General features: G+C 53.7%; 16 protein-coding genes. 6 read left to right on the top strand and 10 right to left on the bottom strand.

All coding sequences use genetic code 11. The features are described from left to right. Window positions 1-168: 168 nt before the first annotated feature. Window positions 169-573 (bottom strand): type II toxin-antitoxin system VapC family toxin, encoded by a 405-nt coding sequence (locus tag HQL52_15750; protein ID MBF0370903.1) that lies wholly within the window; start codon window positions 571-573, stop codon window positions 169-171. Further along, complete coding sequence (locus HQL52_15755; protein MBF0370904.1) at window positions 570-803, bottom strand: AbrB/MazE/SpoVT family DNA-binding domain-containing protein; 234 nt, start codon at window positions 801-803, stop codon at window positions 570-572. The genes HQL52_15750 and HQL52_15755 overlap by 4 nt, the downstream gene beginning before the upstream one ends. 401 nt (window positions 804-1,204) lie before the next feature. Here HQL52_15755 and uvrB point away from each other — a divergent pair, with 401 nt between their 5' ends. Both uvrB and HQL52_15765 read left to right on the top strand, forming a co-directional pair. Further along, on the top strand, window positions 1,205-3,238 hold the full coding sequence (uvrB, locus tag HQL52_15760; GenBank protein ID MBF0370905.1) for an excinuclease ABC subunit UvrB: 2,034 nt from the start codon (window positions 1,205-1,207) through the stop codon (window positions 3,236-3,238). A 161-nt stretch (window positions 3,239-3,399) separates the two neighbouring features. Then, window positions 3,400-4,545, top strand: coding sequence for an aminotransferase class I/II-fold pyridoxal phosphate-dependent enzyme (locus tag HQL52_15765; GenBank protein MBF0370906.1), 1,146 nt, complete (start codon window positions 3,400-3,402; stop codon window positions 4,543-4,545). Window positions 4,546-4,590: 45 nt separating this feature from the next. Here the strand turns inward: HQL52_15765 and HQL52_15770 are convergent, their stop codons facing one another. Next, window positions 4,591-5,082, bottom strand: a complete 492-nt coding sequence (locus HQL52_15770) for a hypothetical protein (protein MBF0370907.1) — start codon at window positions 5,080-5,082, stop codon at window positions 4,591-4,593. Between the two features lie 210 nt (window positions 5,083-5,292). On the opposite strand from HQL52_15770, the gene HQL52_15775 reads away from it, so the two are divergent. After that, entirely contained in the window at window positions 5,293-6,579 is a 1,287-nt protein-coding gene (locus tag HQL52_15775) for a Glu/Leu/Phe/Val dehydrogenase (GenBank protein ID MBF0370908.1), read from the top strand. A 147-nt stretch (window positions 6,580-6,726) separates the two neighbouring features. Beyond that, entirely contained in the window at window positions 6,727-7,068 is a 342-nt protein-coding gene (locus HQL52_15780) for a hypothetical protein (protein ID MBF0370909.1), read from the top strand. Window positions 7,069-7,199: 131 nt separating this feature from the next. Here HQL52_15780 and HQL52_15785 read toward each other — a convergent pair whose 3' ends face one another. The 3 genes from HQL52_15785 to HQL52_15795 form a co-directional block, all read right to left on the bottom strand. Next, window positions 7,200-7,385: a hypothetical protein gene (locus tag HQL52_15785; protein MBF0370910.1), complete on the bottom strand. Its 186-nt coding sequence runs from the start codon at window positions 7,383-7,385 to the stop codon at window positions 7,200-7,202. Between the two features lie 113 nt (window positions 7,386-7,498). Then, window positions 7,499-7,756 carry a hypothetical protein gene (locus tag HQL52_15790; protein MBF0370911.1) on the bottom strand — a complete coding sequence of 86 codons (258 nt, stop codon included), beginning with the start codon at window positions 7,754-7,756 and terminating at the stop codon, window positions 7,499-7,501. A 495-nt stretch (window positions 7,757-8,251) separates the two neighbouring features. Continuing rightward, complete coding sequence (locus HQL52_15795; GenBank protein ID MBF0370912.1) at window positions 8,252-8,548, bottom strand: STAS domain-containing protein; 297 nt, start codon at window positions 8,546-8,548, stop codon at window positions 8,252-8,254. Window positions 8,549-9,536: 988 nt separating this feature from the next. Here HQL52_15795 and HQL52_15800 point away from each other — a divergent pair. Next, window positions 9,537-10,604, top strand: a complete 1,068-nt coding sequence (locus tag HQL52_15800; GenBank protein ID MBF0370913.1) for a S49 family peptidase — start codon at window positions 9,537-9,539, stop codon at window positions 10,602-10,604. 63 nt (window positions 10,605-10,667) lie between these two features. Here HQL52_15800 and metG read toward each other — a convergent pair whose 3' ends face one another. Next, window positions 10,668-12,689 carry a methionine--tRNA ligase gene (metG, locus tag HQL52_15805; protein ID MBF0370914.1) on the bottom strand — a complete coding sequence of 674 codons (2,022 nt, stop codon included), beginning with the start codon at window positions 12,687-12,689 and terminating at the stop codon, window positions 10,668-10,670. 500 nt (window positions 12,690-13,189) lie between these two features. Between metG and HQL52_15810 the strand changes: the two genes are divergently transcribed. Continuing rightward, entirely contained in the window at window positions 13,190-15,391 is a 2,202-nt protein-coding gene (locus HQL52_15810; protein ID MBF0370915.1) for a GAF domain-containing protein, read from the top strand. 334 nt (window positions 15,392-15,725) lie between these two features. Here HQL52_15810 and HQL52_15815 read toward each other — a convergent pair whose 3' ends face one another. Genes HQL52_15815 through pdxJ form a run of 3 tightly spaced genes read right to left on the bottom strand, consistent with a single transcriptional unit; the run spans window position 15,726 to window position 19,190 of the window. After that, window positions 15,726-18,044, bottom strand: coding sequence for a GspE/PulE family protein (locus HQL52_15815; GenBank protein ID MBF0370916.1), 2,319 nt, complete (start codon window positions 18,042-18,044; stop codon window positions 15,726-15,728). A gap of 25 nt (window positions 18,045-18,069) precedes the next feature. Beyond that, entirely contained in the window at window positions 18,070-18,456 is a 387-nt protein-coding gene (locus HQL52_15820) for a holo-ACP synthase (protein MBF0370917.1), read from the bottom strand. Next, the gene (gene pdxJ / locus HQL52_15825) at window positions 18,453-19,190 is read right to left on the bottom strand and encodes a pyridoxine 5'-phosphate synthase (protein ID MBF0370918.1); all 738 of its coding nucleotides are present in this window, start codon (window positions 19,188-19,190) and stop codon (window positions 18,453-18,455) included. The genes HQL52_15820 and pdxJ overlap by 4 nt, the downstream gene beginning before the upstream one ends. Window positions 19,191-19,308: the final 118 nt, after the last annotated feature.

The following is a 19,308-nucleotide window of genomic DNA, read 5'->3' on the forward strand; positions in this document are numbered from 1 at the left end:
GGCGGAGCCCTCAAGGTCTTGGCCTTGTCTTTGGCTCTTGGAGGATTCTGTCCGATTTTGGTTTGGATTGACTATAACGTTGGCATGTTTTGGGTTGAATCCAAACAGAAACAAACAGAACTTCCTCCCAGCTTCGTCATCAACAAAACACCTGACAGCAAAGGCTGTTCAAGGTGAGATCAATTCCAAGTTGGGAAAATAGGTGGTATATCTGCCAAGATCCCGAGTCAACAATCGATATCCTGCCACAGCAGCATGAGCACCGATAAAAAAATCCGGAAGTGGGCGAATACGCGTTCCCCCACGCTCCAGATAAGTGAGGTAGACCTTTCCCGCCAAAAACGCCGCCTCATAGGGAATCGATTCCCGTTTCAGCAGAAAAGTCGGTAAAGCCGCCTCCAGATCCTCAATACGGCTGAAGCGGATGGAAACTTCGGCATAGATCAATGGATTGATCACCAGGCTGGAGCTGTCCGCCACCCGGGAGAGATTTTTTTCCGACCATCCGGCCCACTGAGGGTCACCCGTGAGAACATCCAGCAGCACGTTGCTGTCCACCAGAACGGGGATCATGGTTTGCGGGTCAGAGCCATGATTTCATCGGTGCTCATCTTGATATCCCCTCGACCCCGCAGATGAGCCACCAGCTGGTTTCCCCGACTCTTTTTCGACTGGGGATCCTGAGGAATGATAGAAACTGTTTCACCATCATAGGTAAACGTCACTTCGGTATGCGGCAGCAAACCCGCCTGCTCACGGATATGTACCGGAATGGTGACCTGCCCCTTGGATGTAATCCGCATGGCTACGCTCTCCCTGTTTATTCTTACCTTTACTGGTAAGAGTAAGAAATAATATTTTTTCCGTCAACGATTAAGGGGATGAACGGGGCAATCCCTGCCATTATATTAACCCGGAAATTCAGGAGAAGTGAAACCTGCTGGTGCCGATATGCATGTGGGTTCAGGTCCATTTATTTCACCTATTCGACTGCCTGCTTGATCATTCTCTATCTGGTCGTAAGAAACAGAGCTGTCATACGATTTCAGGAAACCCCTGGTGCCTCTTCAAATCAAAATGCAAGCACTGTCCGGTCTGTTGATGAAGATGGGCTTGAAGGTGCGCAACAGTGTATGCTGGAGGGTGCTGGAAAAAATCAAATGGATGTTGTTTGGAAAAATATGCTGGCAGGGAAAGCGCGGTCATGGACGCCAAATTCGATCTGGTTGCTGATTTCAAACCCCAGGGGGATCAACCTCAAGCCATCGATTTTTTAATCGAAGGCTTGGGGAAGGGTCTGCCCGATCAGGTGTTGCTGGGGGTGACCGGGTCGGGCAAGACCTTCACCATGGCCCACATCATCCAAAAGCTCAAACGCCCCGCCCTCATTCTGGCCCACAACAAAACCCTGGCCGGTCAACTCTACAATGAGATGAAGGCTTTTTTTCCCCACAACGCCGTAGGCTATTTCGTCTCCTATTACGACTATTACCAGCCTGAAGCCTACATTCCCCGCACCGACACCTTCATTGAAAAGGATTCCTCGGTCAACGACCAGATCGACCGCATGCGCCATGCTGCTACCCAAAGTCTACTCTCCCGGCGGGATGTGATCATCGTTGCTTCGGTCTCCTGCATCTACGGCATCGGCTCCCCGGAAGAGTATGGCCAGATGTCCCTGAGCCTACAGGTCGGACAGGAGATCGACCAGCGGGTGCTGTTACGCAAGCTGGTGGAGATTCAATATCGGCGCAACGATGTGGACTTTCATCGGGGCACCTTTCGGGTACGGGGGGACACGATTGAAATTTTTCCAGCCCATGAGGAGGACCGGGCGGTCAGAATCGAATTTTTTGGGGATGAAATCGACCGCATGACCCGGGTGGACTCATTGACTGGAGAATACCACGAGACCCTGGCAGACCTGACCCTCTTTCCTGCCAGCCATTTTGTCACCACCCGGGATACCCTGAAGCGGGCTATCAAGGAGATCAAATCCGATCTCAAGGAGCGCTTGGCCTGGTTTCAGGCAGAAAATAAATTATTGGAGGAGCAGCGTCTGGAGAGTCGGACCCAATATGATCTGGAGATGATGCAGGAGCTTGGATACTGCACAGGGATCGAAAATTACAGTCGCTATTTTACCGGTCGTGCCCCGGGGGAGCCGCCACCGACCCTGCTGGAATATCTCCCGGACGATGCCTTGCTGTTTGTCGACGAAAGCCACGTCGCCGTGCCTCAGGTGCGGGGGATGTATCGGGGGGATCGGGCGCGCAAAACCACCCTGGTGGAACACGGCTTTCGCCTGCCGTCGGCGCTGGACAACCGCCCCCTGACCTTTGAAGAGTGGGATGAAATTCGCCCCCTTTCGGTCTATGTCTCCGCTACTCCGGGTCCGTTTGAGATGGAGCGGAGCGGGGAGCGGGTGGTGGAACAGATCATCCGACCCACCGGGCTTCTGGACCCCCCCTGCTTCCTGCGGCCCGTGGAGGGGCAGGTGGATGATTTGATCCACGAAATCCGCCACACCCTCAAAGGGGGCCACCGGGTATTGGTCACCACCCTCACCAAGCGCATGGCGGAGGATCTCACCGAATATCTCAATGAGCTACAGATTGCCGTGCGCTATCTCCACTCCGATGTGGATACCCTGGAACGGATGGAAATCATCCGGGATCTGCGTCTGGGAGAATTTGATGTATTGGTGGGAATCAATCTTCTCCGGGAAGGCTTGGACCTGCCGGAGGTGGCGCTGGTGGCGATACTCGATGCCGACAAGGAGGGCTTTTTGCGTTCCGAAACCGCCCTCATCCAGACCATTGGCCGAGCCGCCCGCAATGTCGAGGGACGGGTGATTCTCTATGCCGACCGCATCACCGGTTCCATCGAGCGAGCCCTGGCGGAAACCAACCGGCGGCGGACCATCCAGGAGGCGTATAACAAGGAGCACGGCATCACCCCGATGTCGATCCAAAAAGAGGTCGGGGACTCCATCAAAGGTCTCTACGGTGCTGAAGATCGCTCCCCCAAGATCAACAAGGTGCTGCGGGTGGCTGAAGAAGAGGTGGTCTACAATCGGCGGAAAAAAACCCCAAAAGACCCCAAAAAAGAGATCGCCCGACTCAGAGGAAAAATGGAGTCAGCAGCCAAGTGTATGGAATTTGAAGTGGCTGCGGTCTATCGGGATCGACTGCTGACGCTGGAAAAAGCAGCCCTGATGGAGGGGGTGGATCCATAGGGGGGGATCTTAATGAAAAAATCAAAAGCCAGGGGAAGCTACACCGACCCCCTGCCAGGGATCAATCATGAATGCCAGCCCCCCGCCATTTTTATTGGGATCAGGTCACGATGACAATCAAATGGGCCGACAAACTCTCTGCCATTGAACCCTTCCATGTGATGGAAGTGTTGCAACGGGCCAACGCCCTGGAAGCTGCCGGGCGGGATATCGTCCGCCTGGAAGTGGGAGAGCCCCGCTTTCCCACCCCCCAACCGGTCATGAGAGCCGCCCAAAAAGCCCTGGCTCAGGATCTCACCCACTACACCCCGGCCCTGGGCATCCCCTCCCTGCGCCAGAAAATCGCCGAATGGTATCAACACCAATATGGGGTCGACCTTTCTCCCAACCGGGTAATCATCACCCCGGGCACCTCCGGGGCATTCATCATCGCTTTTGGCCTGCTTCTGAATCCCCAGGATCGCTTTGCCTTTGCCGATCCCGGCTATCCCTGCTACCCCAACATGATTCGCTTTTTGGGGGGAGAACCGGTGGCGGTGGCGGTAGGGCCTGAAAACCATTACCAACTGGATGTGGGGCAGTTGCAGTCGGAACTACAAAAAGGCTTGCGGGGGGTATTGATCACCAGCCCCTCCAACCCTACCGGAACCCTCATTCCCGATGAGGCTTTCTCCGGGGTGATTGAGGCTGTGGAGGCTGGCGGGGGAAGGGTGATTTCCGATGAGATCTATCACGGCATCACCTATGGGAAGCGGGCAAAAAGCGCCTTGGAATTTTCCCAAAACACCATCGTCATCAACGGCTTTTCCAAATATTTTGCCATGACCGGTTGGCGGTTGGGGTGGCTCATCGTCCCGGAAGAGGCGGTGCGTCAGGTGGAGAGCCTGGCCCAAAACCTTTTCATCTCCGCTCCGACCCTCTCTCAACATGCCGCCCTTGGAGCCTTCGAATGCCTGCCGATGTTGCAGGAGCGGGTGGCGCAATATGACACCAAACGGCGCTATCTGTTGAAAGCTCTGGAGAGGATGGGCTTCCAGGTGGCGGTGGAGCCCACGGGGGCTTTTTATATCTATGCCGATGTCACCCCGGTGCTGGCAGCTTGCGGCATTCCTGACAGCCAAGCCCTGGCCAGAGGATTGCTGGAGGAGGGGGGAGTCGCAGTGACACCAGGACTTGATTTTGGTCGGCACCGTTCGGAAAACCATCTGCGTTTTTCCTATGCCGGGGAATTGGAGCGTATTCGGGAAGGAATGGAGAGAATTGGGGGATATCTGGAAAAAATGAAAAAACAGGGTGGGGAAATTTAGGAGGTAGTCCTTTGGGGGCGGATCACCGACTCCTTATGGAACCCATCACTTGCCCTTCTTTTTTTTCTTTTTGGCCCCTTTGCCCATTTTGGCGTCAGAGGGATCGGTCTTGGTCTTGGATTTGCCGGATTTGGCAGATAAACCCTTGGCCCCTTTTGAGGCGGCTTTTTTGGATTTTTTATCTCTCCCTGAAACCCTGGAGGTCCCACCACCGCCAGCATTACCGCCAGCTGGGGTGTTCAGGCTGTTTTCCTCTGCTTCCGATTCGGCTTTCTGCTCCCCCAGCAACCGCAGCATGGTCAGCTGTGCCTCTTTGCGTCCCAGCAGGGAGAAACCCAAGCGCACCAAATCTTCCAGGGGGATGTCCCCTTCCTTATCCTTGCTGACCTTGAGGATGCCTGCTTGATCCCCTTCCCGCAAAAATTCCCCCAAGGCTTCCGGGGAGATGCCAGCCAGCCACGCCCCGTCCGCCAGGGTCAGCCCAGGCAGGGTATCGAGATGGCTCAGATCAAAATGCGCTTTGTTCTTGCGTCCCATGTCCTAATCATGCCAGAAACAAATCAGGTTGCACAGGGGATCTGTCACCTTGAAGGATAGACTCTGTTTGGCTTGGCCGGGAGTCTCTTGCTGAGAAAATCCCGAAATGCCGATGAACCAAAGGCCCACCCCGCTTGATGAACCCTCATGGGAATACCAAAGGCCCATCCGAACCATGACAGGCCAAGCTTTCAAACAAGGAATAAAGAGATGAATAACCTGTTTCGAGACGCAGAGAAACGATTTCAGAAGGCGCTGGATCATGTCACCCTTTCGGACGACACCATCGAGCGGCTGCGGATTCCCAAATCCTCTCTCCTGGTGCGTATTCCAGTGCGTATGGATAGTGGGGAGCTGAAAACCTTTCAGGGCTACCGGGTACGATTTGACGATACCCGGGGGCCCACCAAGGGGGGCATCCGTTTTCATCCCCAGGTCTCCCTGGATGAGGTGCAATCCCTGGCTTTCTGGATGACCTTTAAATGCGCTGTGCTGAACCTGCCATTTGGTGGTGCCAAAGGGGGGGTGGCTGTGGACCCCAAGCAGCTGTCCAAATTTGAGCTGGAGCGCCTGGCCCGGGGCTATATCAACGCCATTGCCGACTTTATCGGCCCGGATATCGACATACCCGCCCCGGATGTCTATACCAACGCCATGATCATGGGCTGGATGATGGATCAATATAACATCATCAACCGGCGCATCTCCCCTGCGGTAATCACCGGCAAACCTCTGGCCATGGGCGGCAGCCTCGGACGGGATGCAGCCACCGCCATGGGGGCCTTTTTCGTCATGGAGACCCTGCTGCCCAAACTGGATTATGAACCCGGCAAAACCACGGTAGCGGTGCAGGGATTCGGTAATGCCGGGGCCACTCTGGCGGAACTACTCTTCCAGGCGGAGTTCAAGGTGGTCGCAGTGAGTGATTCCCGAGGCGGCATCATAGCCCCCGAAGGTCTCGACATCCCCAGCGTTCGCCAACACAAGGAAAATTCCCGAGACCTGAAGGCGGTCTATTGTGATGGCTCGGTCTGTTCGGTGATAGAGCATAAAACCATCACCAATGCCGAGCTGTTGACCCTGGATGTGGATATTTTGGTGCCAGCTGCCCTGGAAAATCAGATCACAGTGGAAAACGCACCCGATATCAAAGCGCGATTGATTGTCGAAGTGGCCAACGGCCCCGTCACCTATGACGCCTGCAAGGTTTTGGAACACAAAGGGGCCGTGGTCATCCCGGACATTCTGGCCAATGCCGGAGGGGTTACCGTGAGCTATTTTGAATGGGTGCAAAACCGCATGGGCAACTATTGGACCCTGGAGGAGGTCAACCGACGGCTACGGAAAAAGATGGTGGCGGAGAGTGAAGCGGTCTGGGAAATCGCCAAATCCCGCGCCATCACCCTGCGAACGGCGGCCTATGTCCACGCCTTGGAGCGGATTGGGGAAGCGATGGATGCCCGGGGCAACAAGGATTTTTATTTGCGTAAGCGCTAGCCAGAGAGGGCCTGCCCTTCGCGTCGGCTGCTTTTGAGCCCGGAGTCGGTCGGGAACCGGGATATTCTTTATCCAGCAAGAGGCCACGGGGTTCAGCTAAACTATAGCGACCTATCCATCATCAGATGAAACGAACAGGGAATCCCCATGAAGACAATTCAAAAGTGGCTGGCGTTGTTGGTTTGCATGGCGGTAGCCATGCCCTTGTGGCTGGGAAGGGCGGAGGCTGCGGGGGAAGGTGGGTTGGATTTATCGGCCATGGAAGGCGGCCTGGCGGCCACCACGACGGCGATGATGAACGACCCTCAAATGCTGCAACAGATCCTGAGCCTCACTGAAGATCCCCAATTCAAAAAAGTGCTTGAAGATCCCGAGCTGATGCAGGCGATCTCCTCTGGAAATCTCAATGCCCTACTGACAAGCCCGGCGTTCATGAAGCTGTTGGAGCACCCCATCGTCGATCAAGTTCTTCAGAAGGGAGGGCAGTAGCCTTCTGAAGGAACAGGGAGTAGGAAGCAACCTGACAAAAGGTCAAACGCTTCGATTGAATAGCACGGAATGGCTTGGCTCTCGATACGGCGAGAGCGCCATAGGCCATTCGAGTCGATATGATCAGGTGATCAAGCCGCCAGGGACATCCACATGGGCCTGGGATGATCTCCGTCGCCATTCCTGGGCTGCCGCCCTTGGAGGATATCCAGGATCTGTTTGGCCTCCTCCAACTCCTTGATGCCCGTCACCGCGTTATGGCCATTGATATAGATGGCGTAGCCTTCCTCATCGATACCGATATCACACCGAATCATTTGAATATTCCTTACGCTGGGTCCGTTGAGCCTGCCCTGAACAGTGGTGATTGTGCAGGGCGTTTTCTGAGTCATTACAGGGGTAGATAGCAAAAATCAGACCACAAAAAAAATCATTCACCAAAACGATCTTTCCCAAAACCTCCTTGACATCGTGTAACCGCCCCCCATGAAAGCGTTTTTCCAGCTATCCACAATACCTGTGGATAAACCTGTGGATAAATTGTCATCGATGGCAAAAAATCCTTGTCCCGACAACTTTTAATGCCTTTTGCATCAAAAATGAGCGGATATATTTTTTCTTTATAAAACAGATATATACATGTACAAGAAAAAAATTTCACCGCCTCTTTAAGCCCCATTTCAGCCAAGAGGGTTTTCCATAAAATGGGCTGTGTATTGTTTTCTGAATCCATCTCTGCCAGAGGGGCAAAACAGGCAGGAAAAACAAGCTTCCACACTACCCGAAAAAAATATGATCCAGGCCAAAAAAAATATCCCCAACCCTCTCAAAACCCCCCTTTATAAGACCAAAAAGTGAGATTTTGTTGGCGGTTGCCTACGTCAAGGAGGTGTCAGAAAAAACCTGAACCGACGGATACTCATGACCCAGTACGGATCACAAAGCTGGCCTGGGTTATTTGGGGTGGTGATGTCGGGTGATGGATATTGAAGCGACGCAGCAACAGTGAGGAAGATTGAGGGGGAGGGTAGGGCGGTTGGAAAAATTGAATAGGGAGAAGGGGAGAGAAGCCACGATGGGGAAGGGAAGGGCTGTGCGTAATGACGACGGATTTTATGCCAGATTGGGTGGGGCGGGAGTGGGACTCCTGCCACACCCAATGGGTATCGTTTGAACGATTGATTCAATCGATGTCAAAAAACCGGTTGAGGTTGGCGGTGTAAAGAATTTTGCGCACCACCGAATTGGAGTTGATGATGGAAATCCGGGCGTTGTTTTCCTGGGCCTGCTTGCGCAGCAGCAGAAGCATGCCCAGAGCCGAGCTATCCATAAAACTGGTTTGGGAAAGATCAACGACATAATCCCTGCCAGGAAAGGGATCTTGGATAGAGCCCAAAAACTCCTGATAAAGCAAAAAATTGAAGGTGCCAATGATATTCAGTCTTGTGGCTTCTAATGTGATCTCTTTTTGGATTGGCATACGCACTCTCCTGACCGTTGAGTGGTGGCGATCCCTGTCACCTTGCTCTCTTCCCCCTGGATGCGGGGAAGGTATATGACCGAAAATGGCGGTTTGTCTGTGACACCGCTTCCGACTGAAAGAATGCTGGAATGAAATAACAATTTGGAGTCTGTGTAAAGGATTTGTGAATTTCTCGTTAAAAGTGTGAAAATGTTCGCAGCCCCATACCACCCTTTGAAATGGACCTGAAAAGGTACGAAACAAAGACCTGACAAGCCAGATTCTGCAACACCATTATCACATCAAGATGATGTAATTTTTGCATTTTTGCAATAAATCGGGGGCTGGATATCCCCAAAAATGTTATCCTGAATTTTGGATTGGATACCGGACAACAACGCCCTGGCTGATGGCTTGACAGGATTGGAGCCAGGACCATCTCACCTGTCAACCCAGCTGAACCGGCATTGGGCCTGGATGGGGGAGTGGACGCAAAAGGTTGGAGATTACGATGGCTGTCATCTGTTCAGAATGTGATTTTGAAAGAAATATTTGACTTTTTTATTATGTAAAATTATGCGTCAATTGTTCCAACAATGAACTCATCAAAAAAAACATTCCCCTGAAAGATTGTCTCCTCTAGACCTCCCTGCTGCTGAATCTGGTTTTGATTGCCTCCCACTCGGTTTGACTCTTTTTCACCCCCCGCCATCCTACAGCTTTGTCAGACAGCGGGCTTAATCACCCCCCTTTGAAACAACCATCCCTGCGGATGATTTTCATCCCTTTGACAGGCGCTTATGCCTGGGACTAACCACTGGAGCCCAAAACAGCTAAAACAGACGGCTCTTGGCTGGGAACTCCTTTTACCCGTTGATATTTTTTCTCAAGCATACCAATCTGTCACCGATAAAGCCTGATCGAACAGTCGAATGGCAGATGAGTGGATTGAAAGCAGGTTCATCCCGGGGATGACCAAACCAGGGTAGGGGAGTGAAATCGGCAAATGGAAAAAACGGAACCTTCTTTCAAAGGGCCCGAAGGTGGTGCCAAACAGGAGTCACCCATTGGAGGTGTCGGCGGGGGCTCGGCCAGCCAATTTTTGGAACGGCTGATTGCAGCCCTTGAAGAGGGCCGGGCAGCGGAACGGGAAGCGATGTCCCAGCTTTTTCAGGAGACCCTTCGGGAACAGAAAAAAAACCGCCGGTCGAAAAACTGGTTCCGTTTTTTTATCGCCGCCTATCTGGCGGCTCTGTTGTGGCTCGCTTATTCGGACACGCTTCCCGGGGTGGAGATGGACGCCCTCTCCTCTGGGAAAAGCCACACGGCTGTCGTGGATATTCGAGGCTCCATCATGGCCAATGGTGAATACAGCGCCGAAAAGGTGATCGATGGCTTGCAGGAGGCTTTCAAGGATCCGGATACCGCCGGAGTGGTATTGCGCATCAACAGCCCGGGGGGAAGCCCGGTTCAGTCGGGCATGATCTACGATGAGATACAGCGCCTGACCAAAAAATATCCCAGCAAGCCTCTTTATGCCGCCCTGGAAGATATCTGCGCTTCTGGCGGCTACTATATCGCTTCGGCTGCCAAGGAAATTTTTGCAGACAAGGCGAGCCTGGTGGGCTCCATCGGCGTGGTGCTGCGCTCCTTTGGCTTTGAGGAAACCTTAAACAAGGTAGGCGCTGAAAACCGCACCCTGACGGCTGGCAAGAGTAAGGCCTTTCTGGATCCTTTTGGTCCGGTGAAAGAGGAAGATCGGCTCCATGCCCAAGGACTTCTGGATAAAATCCACCGGCAGTTTATCAATGCCGTCCGCAAAGGGCGCGGTAAACGGCTTAAAAGCTGGGAAAAAGGTCTTTTTGAAGGGCTTGTCTGGACGGGCGAGGAGGCGGTAGCCAAAGGCTTGGTGGATGGTTTGGGCTCCACTGCCTGGATCGCCAGAGAGCGCATCAAAGCTGAAAAAGTCGTTGATTTTACCAAGAAAAAAGATTGGGTGAGTCGTGTCTCAGAAAACCTCGCAGGCACTTTTTTTGATGCCCTGGCGTTGCGGACAATAGCCAATCTGGAGTAGCTGAAAATCCTGGGGATGGCGGCACCTCTCGATTCCCGGAGAGGAGGCCATCCCCAAGCTCCCCTATTTGATCTTCATGCCGGGCTTGGCCCCCTCATCCAGAGAGAGGATGAAGAGATCCTGGCCTCCAGGCCCCGCAGCCAGCACCATGCCTTCCGACAAACCAAATTTCATCTTGCGCGGCTTGAGATTGACCACCGCCACCGTCAGGCGACCTACCAATGCCCCGGGATCGGCATAAGCGCCCCGAATGCCCGCAAACACCTGCCGCTCTCCCAACTCTCCCAGATCGAGCTTCAACTGTAAGAGTTTATCGGCCCCCTTCACCTGCTCAGCTGCCGCAATCCGGGCCACCCGGAGATCCACCTTCATAAAATCATCGATACCGATTTCAGGGCTGACAGCGTCCTGACTGGATTTTTTTTCGGGGGCTTTCGTCGGCTGGCCCTCATCCCGGGAAGCATCCACCAGGGACTGAACCTTTTTCGGCTCTACCCGCACCATCAGATGCTTGAATTTTTTGATGGTGTGGCCAACCAGGGGTTCCCGGCGGGACTCCCAGGTAAACGGGGGAAGATTCAGGAAAGCCTCACAACGCTCTGCCGTCACCGGCAGGACCGGTTTAAGGTAAACCATCAGCACCCGAAACAGATTGAGGGCGACAGAGCAGCTGTTTTGCAGCTCTTGGGCTTTTTCCGGATCTTTGGCCAACACCCAGGGGGCATTTTCCTCAACAAAGCGGTTGGCCTCATCCGCCAAAGCCATAATGGCCCGCATTCCCTTGCTAAACTCCCGTTTTTCATAAAGATCTGCGATCTCCTCGCCAGCTGCCACAAAACGCCCATGGAGGCCGTTATCGGCGGGGTAGGGGGCTGACAGCTCGCCATTAAACCGTTTATGGATGAATCCAGCGGTGCGGGAGGCCAGATTGACCACCTTCCCCACCAGGTCGCTGTTGATCCGGAGGGCAAAATCCTCCAGATTGAGATCGATGTCGTCCACCCGGCTGGTGAGCTTGGTGGCATAGTAATACCGCAGATATTCCGGATCCAAAAATTCCAGATATTTCCGGGCGTTGATGAAGGTTCCCCGGGATTTGGACATCTTTTGCCCATCCACGGTCAAAAAGCCGTGGGCATAGACCGCATTGGGGGTGCGAAAGCCCGCTCCCTTGAGCATGGCAGGCCAGAAAAGGGTATGAAAATAAACGATATCCTTGCCGATAAAGTGATACACTTCGGCCAAGTCGTCCCGCCGCCAATAGTCGTCAAAGTTGCGTTCGTGGCGTTTGCAATAGTCCCAGGTAGAGGCCATATAGCCCACAGGGGCATCGAGCCAGACATAAAAAAACTTGCCCGGGGCATCGGGAATTTCAAAGCCGAAGTAGGGACCATCCCGGGAAATATCCCAATTTTTCAAGCCCTCTCCAAACCATTCATCCAGCTTGTTGGCCATCTCCTCCTGAACCGCCCCGGAGCGGGTCCACTCTTTAAGGAAATCTTCAAAGTCCCCCAGCTTGAAAAAATAGTGTTCCGACTCCTTTTCCACCGGATTTGAGCCACACAGAGCACAACCGGCTTCCTTGAGATCGAGAGGGGAGTAGGTGGCACTGCACACCTCACAGGCATCCCCATATTGATCCAAGGCCCCACAGGAAGGGCAGGTGCCCCGGATAAAGCGGTCGGGAAGGAACATTTCATCTTTGGGACAGTAGGCCTGACGCACCGTATCCCGGTGTATATGGCCAGCCTCCCGATTTTTCAGATAAATTTCCTCTGAAAGCTGCCGATTTTCCTCAGAATTGGTACTGTAATAGTTGTCGAAGGCGATGTGAAAGCCATCAAAATCAGCCATGTGCTCCTTCTGCATTCTTTCCACCAACGCCTCGGGCGTGATCCCTTCCTTACGAGCGCGGATCATCACCGGCGTGCCATGGGTATCATCGGCGCAGACATAAAGGCAGTCATGCTCCCGAAGTTTCTGGTAACGGACCCAGATATCGGTCTGGATATATTCCACCAGATGGCCCAGGTGGATGTGGCCGTTGGCGTACGGCAGGGCGCTGGTAACCAAAATGCGACGCATGGCAGGATCTCGATTTTGATGTCAGGAGAAATGGAAAACATGGATCCTGGGATTCTAGGCCCGTGAACACAAAGCGGCAAGAGGTGGGCTGAAAGAGGGGCGTTCACCACAGACAGAGGGGCGTTCACCACAGACAGGTGTGCTGGAATCCCACAAAAAAAGAGCCTGGGATCAAAAACCGGAAATTTCCATCATTCAACCACCAAAATCAGCAAATTTCAGGTGTTCATTGGTAACCAATTGATTGCAAAGAACAATCCGCATGCACACTAAATTTAACATAATATATCTTATGCGACATTTACCTTTAATTGCTCCAAATCGGGATATTTTGGCGATAACCGGGTCTCTTAGGATAAACAGAGAATTGAGCCTGCCGTCAGTTCGGTGTAACATAGCGCTTTGAGGTGTAACCGAGCGCTATGATGATTGCTTGATGAGATTGTTTGGCAACGGAATACGGACAAAGAAGGAAACGGCGTCATGAAGGAAATCAGGCCATGATGGCTACCAGTCAGCCGGATCCCGCCAATGGCGATTTTCTTTCACGCCTGGAAAGCCTGACACGGATCACTCGAAATCTCTCATCCGAGCATCAGCTGGAAAGCTTGGTCAAAACGATTCTCCACGGTGTCCAATCCCTGGTCAATGCCGACGCCGGGGCTGTTTTTATCCTCGCCGAGGGCCAAAAACTCCAATTCAAATATCAGCGGATCACTTCTCTGGGCATTGAGATCGATGATCAATCCCAGGAAGCCGTCAACTTTCCAGATCGCTCCCTGGCTGAAAAAGACGGCGGACCCAACCTGGCGGATGTACCCACCGCCGTGGTGGTGGAAAACCGCACGGTCAACCTGGCGGATATCCACGAGAAGAGCGCATTCGACTTTTCCCAACTACTCCAATTTGAACAAAAACGGGGCTACCGCTCCAAATCCCTGCTGGCCGTGCCCCTGCGCAACCAACAGGACGACATTCTCGGGGTGCTGCAACTGACCAATGCCCTGGATCCTGTGAGTGGGGAAATAAGAGAATTTTCTGCGATTGATCAAGCGTTTGTCGAGTCCATGGCCTCCCAGGCGGCCATCATGCAGACCAACAACAAGCTCATTGAACAGCTGACAGCCATCGGCATTGCCCTCTCCTCGGAGAAAAATACCAACCGCCTGCTTGAGACCATTCTTTTGGCCCTCAAGGAGCTGACCAACGCCGATGCCGGCACCCTCTACAGCGCGACAAAAAATCAAACCCTCAAGTTTGAAATCATCCGTACCGACTCCCTCAACATCGCCATGGGAGGAACCACCGGCGTTCCGATCCATTTTCCAGAGCTGCCCCTCTATCGCAACGGAGAACCCAACCTCCAGATGGTAGCGGCCTTTGCCGCCCTTAAAGAAAAAACAGTTAATATACCGGATGCTTACGAGGCCCAAGGATTTGATTTTACCGGTACCCGCGCCTTTGACCGAAAGACGGGCTACCGCTCCACCTCGTTTTTGACTGTCCCCCTGAAAAATCATGAAAATGAAATTATCGGGGTGCTACAGCTGATCAACTCCAAGGATCGCGTGACCAACGCCATCCGCCCATTTTCCCTGGAAGATCAAAGACTGGCAGAGTCCCTGGCCTCCCAGGCAGCCATTGCGTTTACCAACCAACGGCTCATCGAAAACCTCAAACAGCTCTTCGAAGCCTTCATCCAATCCATCGCCTCGGCCATCGACGATAAATCCGCCTACACCGGTGGCCATTGTCATCGGGTGCCGGTGCTCTCGGAAATGCTCATCGAAGCCGCCATCAATACCGATCACGGCCCATTGGAAAAATTTGAACTCAGCGAAGACGAAATGTACGAGCTGAAAATCGCCTCCTGGTTGCACGACTGCGGCAAGGTGGTCACCCCAACGGAAGTGGTGGATAAGGGCACCAAGCTCGAAACCATCTTCGACCGGGTCAACATGGTGGATACCCGCTTCGAAGTGTTGATTCGTGACGCTGAAATCGCCTTCATGAAGGATAAACTGGCGGCGGTGGAAGAAGGCCGTACCGGGGATATTCCAGCCCTGGAGGAACAATTCAAGGCGGCGGTCGCCCAACTGCGAGAAGAGCGGGAGTTCATTCGGGAGAGCAATATTGGCGGGGAGTTCATGTCCCAGGATCGCCAGGAACGGGTTAAAACCATTGCCCAACGCCGGTGGATCAATCCCGAAGGCGAGGACGTTGCGTTTCTTTCCGAAAATGAGGTCTACAACCTCAATATCGCCAAAGGAACCATCACCAAGGAAGAGCGGGATATCATCAACCATCACGTCACCGCCTCCATCAAAATGCTCCAGGCCCTGCCCTTCCCGAGAAACCTGAGAAACGTCACTGAAATAGCCGGCGCTCACCACGAAACCATGATCGGCAGCGGCTATCCCAAGGGACTCAAAAGAGAGGATATGTCCGTTCAGGCCCGGGCGCTGGCCATCGCCGACGTCTTCGAAGCCCTCACCGCCCGGGATCGTCCCTATAAAAAAGGCAAAACCCTCTCCCAATCCCTGCGAATTCTCGGCTTCATGAAAAAAGACCAACACATCGATCCCGACCTCTTCCAGGTCTTTATCGACGAAAAGGTCTATCTCCGCTATGCCGAGGAATATCTCTCTCCGGAGCAGATCGACGAGGTCATTCCCGAAAAAATTCCGGGCTACACGCCATAGAAAACAGCCTGCTTATTTTTAAAAAAGCATCATAAAACAGCAAGTTAAGAAACAATATCGCAAACACTCCTTCAACAGAGAGTGTCTAAGCGGCTTGGTCATCCAAAAAATGTCCGATGACCTGGGCTGGGAATTTTCACTTTCACCCACCCCTCTCCCATCAAATAGTCATACACTCCCCACCTCCCCCACCAGAATACAAAAACCGGAGCCCCCTCCCCTTCCCCACTATTGGAAACACAAACGGTCGACATCACCAGCTCAAAAAAAGACCCCATGGCAAATTTTTTGGGCCATGGGGTCTTTGATCGAGATAACAAAGGGGGACTCCAAACTAATCGGTCGCCACCCGGAAAAGCTGCTCCAAATCGAGCTGCCCTTTAAGCACTTTGGCCACACCATCCTGGATCAGGGTACGCATTCCCCCCTTGATCCCCTCTTCCCTGAGTTCCGCAGCCTTGGCTGAAGAGGCAATCATCCGTTTCAGTTCGTCTGTCACCACCAGCAGTTCGTGGATGCCGGTCCGCCCCTTATAGCCCGTCTTGTTGCATTTACCACAACCGTTGGGGGCAAAAATGACGGCGCTCTCTCTGGTTACTTCCAGCTCTGGAAAATATTCCTCTCCGTAAAACCCTACCAAACGTTTCCACTCAGTATCGGAGGGTTTTACCCGCTGTTTGCAATCCTTGCACAGGGTGCGCACCAGACGCTGGGCCAGCACCCCCAAAACTGCATCAGAAAAGTTCAAGGGATCGAGTCCCAGATCCAACAAACGGGTGATGGTCTCGGGGGCAGAGTTGGTATGCAGGGTGGAGAAAACCAAGTGACCGGTGAGGGAAGCTTCGATACCGCTGTGGGCGGTCTCCTCATCACGCATCTCACCGATCAGGATCACGTCCGGATCAGCCCGGAGAAAGGCCCTGAGAGCGGTCGCGAAGGTGAGGCCGATTTTGGGCTCCATCTGCATCTGACAGAGCCCCGGTTGGGTGATTTCCACCGGATCCTCAGCGGTCCAGATTTTCCGATCCGGGGTGTTGATCTCTCCCAGTACCGCGTGAAGGGTGGTCGTCTTACCGGAACCGGTGGGCCCCACCACCAGAAAGATACCGTAGGGGATGCTGATGAGGCGTTTGGTTTCTCTGTAGTTGTAGTCAGAGAGGTTAAGCTTGTCGAACGGCAGCGCTCCCCCGGCGGCCAGCACACGCATCACCGCCCCTTCGCCATGAACTGTCGGCAGGGTCGCAACGCGCAGTTCCAGGGGTTTGCCCTGCACCTTCACCACGATCTTGCCATCCTGGGGTTTTCGGCGTTCGGCGATATCCAGCCGGGACATGATCTTGATACGAGACATCACCGCCCGGATGTGGGTGGAGGGGATCTCCAGGGCATGGCGGCACATGCCGTCGATGCGCAGCCGCACCTTGGAGGGCATCCGCCCCTTGGCCGGTTCGATGTGGATATCTGAAGCGCCCGCCCGTTGGGCATCGATAATCAGTCGATTGACCAGCTGAATGATGGTGCTTTCATTTTCGTTGATTTCAGCGGTCTCATCCCCTTCGTCGATCTGCTGCCCTTCCTCAACATCCTCATCTTCCAACTTGCCAGCCAGGCCATGGAGAAATGAGGAGACCGACCCCCCCCCGAGATATTGCAGGATGTCCTCTTCGAAACCGATGCGGAAGATATATTTTTTGGCTGGCAGTGCCCGCTGAATCTCCATCTGCCGGGTCATGTCGCTGGGGTCATCAATCAGAATGACAAGCTCGTTTTCGTCTCCGGCCACCGGCACCCAACGCTGGCGTCTGAGATAGGAAAGGTTGAGCTTTTTCATGAGCTTTTTCGGCGGCATCACCTCCGGGTCATAGCGCATGAAAGGGACTTGGTGATAACTCTCCAGGGAGGCGGCGATCATCTCCGGTGGAATTTTCATCTCCGAGACCAGAAGGTAGGTCATGGTGACCCCTTCTTTTTTGGTCCTTTTGGAAAAGGAATCAATCTTTTCCTGGGTGACTTTGCCTTTTTTGATCAAATATTCATACGGGCTGTTGGTGCCTTCAAACTCTTCGTGAAACTTTTCACCGATCAGCTTGGCCAGCAGCTGGGCTCTTTTGAGGTCTTCATCGGTAAAATCACCACCACCGACCTTGTTGATGACCTGGATCACCCCCAGGAGCGGCGCCCCCACCTTGATGGGAACCGCCATCATCGCCTTACTGGTAAAGCCGGAACGCTTGTCGAAACTTTTATCGAATTTGAGCGACTTGTGGATATCGGTCAACAATTTGGGTTCGTTGACGTCGGAAATCCGGATCGGTTTTTGGCTCAAGGCCACATAACCGGCGATGGAGGAAGGGCTCAATGGAAGCTTGATCTCCAAAAGCTCACCGCCGCTTTTATATTTGGCGATGATTTCCTGACCGTCCCGACCATTTTGATAGACCGTCAAACGCACCGCCTGGAGAAACTTGAGCATGTTGTCCTCGACCTCAGGAAGCAGCTCAGTAAAGGCAATCGCCTCTTTGATACGGGCCTCAATGCGCTCGAAAAGCGCCTTGAGGGGGCCGCTCAGGCCGTGGGTGGGGGACGGTGGGGGTTGACCGGGTGCATTTTGATTGGCCGGTTGGCCTTTGGCTGGTGCGGTCTGGCTTGCCATATTTCCCCCTTTACTGCTTATTAAATCAATCGTGGTTTTTTTCGAGAACGACGAAAGCCAACGCAAAGCCGCTGTCGTCACTTAAGCTGACATGGGTGGTTACGCCCCCCAATGCCTCAATCCTGCGCCCCGCTTCCCCGGTAATGTTGAGCCTGGGTTGACCGAGGGAGTTGTTTTCAACCTCTACATCCAAAAACCAGATCCCCTCCCGCATCCCCTGGCCCAACGCCTTAACCAGAGCTTCCTTGGCGGCAAACCGTTTGGCATAACAGGAAAAACGGTCCCCACGCTCGTTGCAACAGGCCTGCTCGGCGGGGGTAAAGATGCGACGTGCGAAGCGCTCGCCAAATCGGCCAAAGGCTTTTTCCAGACGCTCTACCCGCACCAGGTCGGAGCCGATACCAACGATCATCCCGAAGTTCCAACAGCGGCTTCCCGCATAAGACGTTTCATCTCCCGCACGGCTTCTTCCATACCGGAAAGGAGTGCCCGGGCGATGATGGCGTGACCGATGTTAAGCTCCACCAAGCCTGGGATGGCCGCGACCTCCTGAACATTAAAATAGTTGAGCCCGTGGCCGGCATTGACCTCAAGCCCCAAGGTTTGCCCCAGAGCGGCAGCCTCTTGTAATTTTTTCAGCTCATGGTCTCGCTCTGCAAGGGTTTTGGCATCGGCATAGGCACCGGTATGGAGTTCGATGACCGGAGCCCCTACTGCCACGACCGCTTCCAGCTGGGCAGGCTCCGGATCAATGAAGAAGGAAACCCGAATATCGGCCTCCTTCAGCCGGCCCACCACCTCCAACATTCTGCCCTGATGGCCAGCAACATCCAACCCTCCCTCAGTCGTCAGCTCCTGGCGTTTTTCCGGCACCAGGCAACAATCAGCCGGTTTCCAGCCCTGGGCGAGTTTGATCATTTCATCAGTGGTGGCCATCTCCAGATTGATTTTGGTCTGGGTGGTATCCATCAGGATGGTGACATCCCGCTCCTGGATGTGACGCCGGTCTTCCCGTAGATGAACGGTGATCCCATCCGCTCCGCCCCGTTCGGCGGCTTCGGCTGCGGCTACCGGATCGGGAAACCGTCCTCCCCGGGCCTGGCGAACCGTTGCCACATGGTCGACGTTGACACCCAATTTGATCATGGCCCCTATGAACTCCCTGCTTCAAGTGAATTGAATCCAAAGTTGAATGCTGTCGACCCAAACATTTTCAGCCTGCCTACCCTCCGGCGCCAACTCCAGCCTGCTCCCCCGATACTTG

Source organism: Magnetococcales bacterium (assembly GCA_015232395.1).
GTDB lineage: Bacteria > Pseudomonadota > Magnetococcia > Magnetococcales > JADFZT01 > JADFZT01.